Origin of the sequence: Mesorhizobium sp. M7A.F.Ca.US.006.01.1.1 (assembly GCF_003997935.1) — a bacterium.
GTDB lineage: Bacteria > Pseudomonadota > Alphaproteobacteria > Rhizobiales > Rhizobiaceae > Mesorhizobium.
Genome location: NZ_RZQL01000334.1, coordinates 1 through 6,020 on the forward strand (window position 1 = coordinate 1; position 6,020 = coordinate 6,020).

At 61.1% G+C, this 6,020-nt stretch carries 6 protein-coding genes; 2 read left to right on the forward strand and 4 right to left on the reverse strand.

What is annotated here, in order from left to right:
- The 3 genes from EN943_RS33940 to EN943_RS33950 form a co-directional block, all read right to left on the reverse strand.
- On the reverse strand, window positions 1–323 hold a 323-nt coding region (locus EN943_RS33940; RefSeq protein WP_127416249.1), incomplete at its 3' end, for an aldehyde dehydrogenase family protein.
- The gene (locus EN943_RS33945) at window positions 320–1,312 is read right to left on the reverse strand and encodes a flavin reductase (RefSeq protein ID WP_127371394.1); all 993 of its coding nucleotides are present in this window, start codon (window positions 1,310–1,312) and stop codon (window positions 320–322) included. The genes EN943_RS33945 and EN943_RS33940, both read right to left, overlap by 4 nt.
- Before the next feature lie 191 nt (window positions 1,313–1,503).
- Entirely contained in the window at window positions 1,504–3,309 is a 1,806-nt protein-coding gene (locus EN943_RS33950; RefSeq protein ID WP_127416250.1) for a helix-turn-helix domain-containing protein, read from the reverse strand.
- A 197-nt stretch (window positions 3,310–3,506) separates the two neighbouring features.
- On the opposite strand from EN943_RS33950, the gene EN943_RS33955 reads away from it, so the two are divergent.
- A complete protein-coding gene (locus tag EN943_RS33955) occupies window positions 3,507–4,091 on the forward strand; it encodes an amino acid synthesis family protein (protein ID WP_127371724.1) in 585 nt (194 codons plus the stop codon).
- A gap of 321 nt (window positions 4,092–4,412) precedes the next feature.
- The gene (locus EN943_RS33960) at window positions 4,413–5,552 is read left to right on the forward strand and encodes an NAD(P)/FAD-dependent oxidoreductase (RefSeq protein ID WP_127416251.1); all 1,140 of its coding nucleotides are present in this window, start codon (window positions 4,413–4,415) and stop codon (window positions 5,550–5,552) included.
- A 176-nt stretch (window positions 5,553–5,728) separates the two neighbouring features.
- On the opposite strand, the gene EN943_RS33965 is transcribed toward EN943_RS33960, so the two are convergent.
- Window positions 5,729–6,020, reverse strand: a 292-nt coding sequence (locus EN943_RS33965) for an FAD-dependent oxidoreductase (protein ID WP_127416252.1), incomplete at its 5' end; no start/stop codon positions are given.

Here is a 6,020-nt window from a genome sequence, read left to right on the forward strand (position 1 = left end):
TCCTTGAGCAGCTTGCCATTGTCGCGTGTCTCGATCAGCGCCAGCTCGTCGGCATGTTCGAACACCAGTTCCGCCAGGCGATAGACGAGCTTGCCGCGGTCGGTCTGGGTCATGCGGCGCCAAGCCGGATCGGCAAAGGCTGCTCGCGCAGAGGCCACAGCGGCATCGACATCGGATGCGTCGGCCTCGGCCAGTTCATACCAGGACCTGGCGGTCGTTGGATCGTAGCTTGGAATATATTGCCCGCCTTTCGGTGCGACGAAACCGCCGCCGATGAACAGCTGCTGGCGGGAATTCTCGATCGATTTGACTGACGTCTTCATGGCTGTTCCTGTTCGGCGTCCTTGGGGCTTTGCATCCATGGCTTCGAACCGCCATCAATGCTGGCGAGACGCCCGCCATCGCCCGAATCCATGTAGATGCTGAAGCGCTCGTCGTGCCGCTCGCGGCTGTAGCGGCGCAGCAGCGCGCGGATTTCGCGCGCCGGAATGTCTTGATAGGGAAGGTCCGCCAGCGGAAAGAACTTGAATCCCGCGGGCAATGTGAGGGCGGCGGAAGCGCCGGAGAGCCGGGCGCGATAGATGAGGTAGCCGGGATCGCTGTCGGCGACATCGAAGACGGAATAAAGAAACGTCTCATCCGGAAGCAGCGTCAGTGCGTCGCCGCCTTCGAGCTTGAGTTCGTTTTCCGCCTTGCGGCTCTTGGCGCTGGGCAGCACCCAGCCGCCCTTGCCGTCGGCGCGCAACAGGATGTTGCCTTCGGCTTCGATCAAATAGCCGACGATCATCGAGTGGGAAGCAAGCCAGCCCGGTGGCAGTGGATCCTTCACCGAGGCATAGCGTCCGCGGCAAAAGCCGAGCGGTGCCGACGGACTGGTGCCAAACGCCTGCACGGCGCCGATGAGAACGGCATGGTCGCCGGCATCGACGCGGTTGTGCACGGTGCAGTCGAACCAGGTCAGGCATTCGTTGAGGATCGGCGCCCCGGTGTGGACACGGTCATGGCTGATCGAGCCGAACTTGTCGTGCGCCTTCGAGGCGAAGACCGCCGAGACGTCGGTCTGCCCCTCATGCAAAAGATTGACCGCGAAAGAGTCGGACGCGTTGAACGCGGCATAGCTGGCAGCGGCCTTGCCGACGCAAACCAGAAGCAGCGGCGGATCAAGCGAGACCGACGTGAAGGAGTTGGCCGTCATGCCGCGCGGCGTGCCATCGGCGTCGCGGGTGGTGATGACTGTGACGCCGGTCACGAAGGTTCCGAATGCCCTTCTCAGTGCAATCGGATCGATCGTTGGCTGTGGAGTCGTCAGCATCTGGCCTCGTGTTCCCTCTTCGTATTGCGCGAGACGTTAGCCGCTGACCTGCAGCCGTTCTTCCTCCTGTTGATAGGAACAGTAGGCAGAGAGGCTGCTGTGTTTGCGAGCAAGGATCGCGGACAACAACGCAAACGGCAGGGAAGATACCCAAGCTGGAAACAGTCCGCACGGCGGAGGCTGGAACGATGCTATCTTTCGACCGAATCGCGGTTGTCGATGACCTCGCGCAAGCGGATGGCGAGCTCGAAAGCAAAGCGCCGCTCAGGGGTATCGAGATCGACACCGAACAGTTCCTGGATGCGCGCCAGCCGGTACCGCAAGGTGGTCACGTGCAGCCCCATCGCATCAGCGCAGGCCTGGCTGCGGCAGCCTTCGCGCAGATAGGAGAACAACGTCTCCATATAGGGGGTGCCGTGCTGGCCATCGTGATCGGCGATGGCGCCGACACTGTCCTGCACGAAGCTCCGCACATCCTCCACCTCGGCGGCCGCGATCAGCATCGGCAGCGGGCCGAAATCCTGGCTGGCAAAGACGCCGGTCCGGCCGAACGAGCGTCCGATGCGGATCATGCGCCGGCAGCGATCCCATGCCGGGGGATAGTCCGCAAGTTTGGTGCAGAGACCGGAAAGAACGACGAACGGTTCCTGGCCGAATTGGCGCCCCAGTTCCTCGGCAACCTTGCGCAGCAGCTTGGCGATACGGTCCCTGTCTTCGCCCAGCTCAGCCGGGATCAGGCAGACGAGGCCATTGTCGACGACGATGATGTCAGCCGCGACCGAGTTCTGCTGCAGCAACCGGATCACCGCATGATGCGGATCGACCAGACGTCCGGCGCTGCTTTGGGCGGCTTCAGGCAGATCGATGAGGATCATCTGCTTTGGTGATGCCAGCCCTACGCCAAGCCGCTGCGCCCGCTGCATTACATCGGCGGGGTCGTGCCAGCGATGCTCGACCACCTCCATGAACAACTCCGTCAGCGTGCGTGTCTCGAATCGGAAGCGGATGAAGCTGCGCATCATCTGGACGCTGAGCGCGAATTTGGCACTGTCGAGCAGGAGCAGGTCGAGCTGGCTGAAGGGCTCCTGCATGGTGAAGATGACCATTGCCCCGACAGCCTCGGCATCAACGCTCAACGGTTCGATCTTCGCGGTGAGACGCAGACGGCGCATGCCGTCGTCGAGGAAGAATGTATGAGCCTCGCTGTGCGGCTGATCCACCGCCGACCGCGCGACCTTCATGATCTGCCGGTGCAGGCTGGTGCTGGCGGCAAGCTGCCAGGCCGCGTCGTCGAAATGCTTCTCGCTCGGTGAGCGGCTGGCGACGATCAGGTTGGCGGTGAAATCGACCACGACGACGGGGTTGGGCACCAATGCTGCGATCTTACCGGCAAGCGAAGGCATCGAGCTTTCGGCCAAGGCCTGCTGCAGCAGCGACGTATGTGCCTGGAGCGCCTGCTGGAGCCGTTCCGATGCACGCTTCTCCTCGCGCAGCTTGTGCTGTTTCTCGACAGCGATTTCACCGAGATGGACGATCATCCCGATGAAGGCGAGATCGTCGGCGCTGACGTCCATGATCTCTCGCGAGATGACGCTGAGCACCATCGGCCTTCCGGCCTCGTCGAGGCAACTCATCGGCATTACCAGAACGCTGCGGTAGTCGCGTTCGAAAGCCTCCATGCGATAGCCAGGAAACTCCTCCGAGACCCGAGCATCCCTGATATAGACGGCCTCGTTGCGTTGCAGGGCAACGATCGACGGGCTGGTGGCGAGTTCCCAGCGGTCGGGGAGCGACCGCTGGATCAAGGTCGGGTCATGGCGAACGATCACGTAAGCATGGCCATGCGGTGCGTCGATGCTCATGATCGACCCCATCGTCCATCCGGCATGCCGGCAGGCGGCCAACACCAGATAACGCAATACCGTGCTGAGATCGCCGCCTGAGTCGATCAGGCTGGCGGCGTCGCGTAACGACAGGATTTGCGACTGATGGTTCACTGGTGCGACTGTTCCGGCTGACCGATCTGTTCCTGTTGGCACTGCGAGCGCCGATATAAGCAATTCGCGGCCGAGTGAAGCTACACGTCTTCCGAGAGCGGGACATCCGGTTTTTCCTCTGAAGCAGAGGAAGACGCGTGGTGCGCGCCTTCCTAGCCTGGCCCTTTCGAGTTTGGGCAGAAGGACCGTTGGCGCGAATGGAAATCAGGAAAGTCTGCACCTTCATCGACGAGGTTCGGATCGAGGGCGGCAAGGTCGCTGGCAAACCGGTCACATCGATCGTCGTCGCCGCCGTGTTGAAGAACCCGTGGATGGAACGGGGCTTCGTCGAAAACCTTCGCCCCGAGATCATCGACATCGCCCCCAGGCTCGGCGCCGAACTTACGCAGCGGCTGACCGCCTTGATGCCGCCGGCCGAGATCGAATCCTACGGCAAGGCCGCGGCCGTCGGTATCAATGGCGAAATCGAACACGCCTCGGCGTTGATCCACACGCTGCGCTTTGGCAATCTGTTCCGCGATGCCGTCGGCGGCACCACCTATCTCGAATTCTGCAACACCAGAAACGCCGCGGGGGCGTTGTTGTCACTGCCAATGATGCACAAGAGCGAGAACGGGAGGCGCTCGCATTTCATCACCGCGAACTTCCAGATCGCCGATGCACCGGGTGCCGATGAAGTGCTGGTTGCCATTGGTGCAGCCAACGGCGGACGCGTTCACGCCAGGATTGCCGACAGGTTCCAGGATATAGCGGAAATGGACGCGGAAAACGGCTCCTCCTGATAATCGGAGTCGTGTCAGATCGTAAACCGGCCAGCCTTTGTCCTGTCTTTCAAGCGCGCCACTGCGGGACATTGGCTGCGAAAGGCCTTCTATAAACCGGGTGGCTTCTGGGCAGCGGGACCTTGTTTCGTGCAAGGAGCCGACCTATTCTAGGCTCCGTCGCGAAAAACAACTGCCTGACCATTGTCACCTTCGTCAGGCAGTCGAGTACACGTCAACTGTGCACAGCACGGTTCGGCCAGCGTCTCCGAGAGTAACCGCCCGACGAGAAGTCGGGCTCATGGCAACCGTCATTCCGACGGATGCATTGGAGCGCTAAAAATGCGAAATCGTATTGCAATCATTGGTGCGGGCCTTGGTGGCCTCACGCTTGCCCGCGTTCTTCATGTCCATGGCGTTTCAGCCACGGTCTATGAAGCCGACGCCTCCTCTGCCTCCAGAGCGCAGGGGGGACTTCTCGACATCCACGCATACAACGGTCAGCTCGCCCTCAAATGCGCAGGTCTGTTTGACTCGTTTCTTCAGCTCGTCCGTCCTGGCGAAGATGCAAAACGGATTGTCAACAAGGACTGCCATGTCTTGTTCGACAGACCGGGCAGCCACAGCGGCGAGCGTCCTGAAGTGGACCGGGGCGAGCTTCGCAAGATGCTGATCGATTCGATTCCGGCCGATATGATCCATTGGGACCATAAGGTCACGTCCGTGGCAGCTACCGAGGATAATCGCCATGAGATCACCTTCATGGACGGCTCAAAGGTGACCTGCAACCTTGTCATTGGGGCCGATGGCGCGTGGTCGAAGGTCCGTCCACTGCTTTCTGATTCAAAGCCGGCCTACACAGGAACGTGTTTCGTCGAGACATTCCTTTTCGATGGCGACGCGCGCCACAAGGCGAGCGCAGAGGCGATCGGCAGCGGCACGCTGATGGCCGTTGCGCCCGGCAAAGGTATCCTGGCGCATCGCAATGCCGACGGAAGTCTGCATGTCTACGTCGCCTTGAACAAACCGGAAGACTGGATCGCTTCGATCGATTTCAGTGACGCTGAAGCTGGGTTGGCTCATATCGCCGGGCAATTCGAAGGATGGGCTCCGCAGCTGACTGCCCTCATCACGGACTGCGACACCGATCCAGTGCTTCGACCGATCTATGCGCTCCCGGTTGGTCATCGCTGGAGCCGGGTGCCAGGCGCAACTTTACTCGGCGATGCCGCGCATCTGATGTCCCCATTCTCTGGCGAAGGCGCGAACCTCGCCATGCTTGATGGCGCGGAGCTTGCCCAAGCGCTCCTTGCCTATCCTGATGAGATCGAAGCCGCACTCACTGTCTACGAAAACGACCTCTTCCCACGAAGCGGCAAGGTGGCCCAAGAAACCGAGCAGAACCTAAAGCGGTTTTTTGACGACACCGCACCGCAAAGCGTGGTCGATCTGTTCAGTGCGATGCAGGCATCGGCGAAGTAATCGCGCACTGGGGCGTGACTCGCTGAAGTCCCGACAACACGACCGGTCGGAGGCCCAGGAGCACGATCTGGGCTCCTACCGGCGGGATCTGGAAGGAGGTGAGATTTGAGAATTCGCATTCCAATGCGAAGCGGGCTCGATCTAAGCGGTATCCGGCTCAGCCGCGACCCCGTTGTTCAGAGATATCGCACAGGGGATACAGCCTGAGTCACCTGATCTTCGGCCCTGCCGCCCGCCAGTTCCGAGAATAGCCGGGCGCTTGTGGGTCCAAGGGTAAATCCCTGATGGCCGTGACCAAAATTGCACCAGAGACCGGGGATTTTGGGAACGGCGCCAACTACCGGAAGCATGTCTGGCATGCATGGCCGCCAACCTGCCCAGGGCTCAGGCTCGACGGCTTCACCGAAATCGATCACCTCGCGCGCCATACGTTCGGCTCGGGCCAGTTGCCAACGCGTCTTGGTCGAC

What these genes read in the sequence shown, in the direction of transcription:
- EN943_RS33960 (WP_127416251.1), top strand. Translation starts at nt 4,413, where the DNA reads ATGCGAAATCGTATTGCAATCATTGGTGCGGGCCTTGGTGGCCTCACG.
- EN943_RS33945 (WP_127371394.1), bottom strand. Translation starts at nt 1,312, where the DNA reads ATGCTGACGACTCCACAGCCAACGATCGATCCGATTGCACTGAGAAGG.
- EN943_RS33955 (WP_127371724.1), top strand. Translation starts at nt 3,507, where the DNA reads ATGGAAATCAGGAAAGTCTGCACCTTCATCGACGAGGTTCGGATCGAG.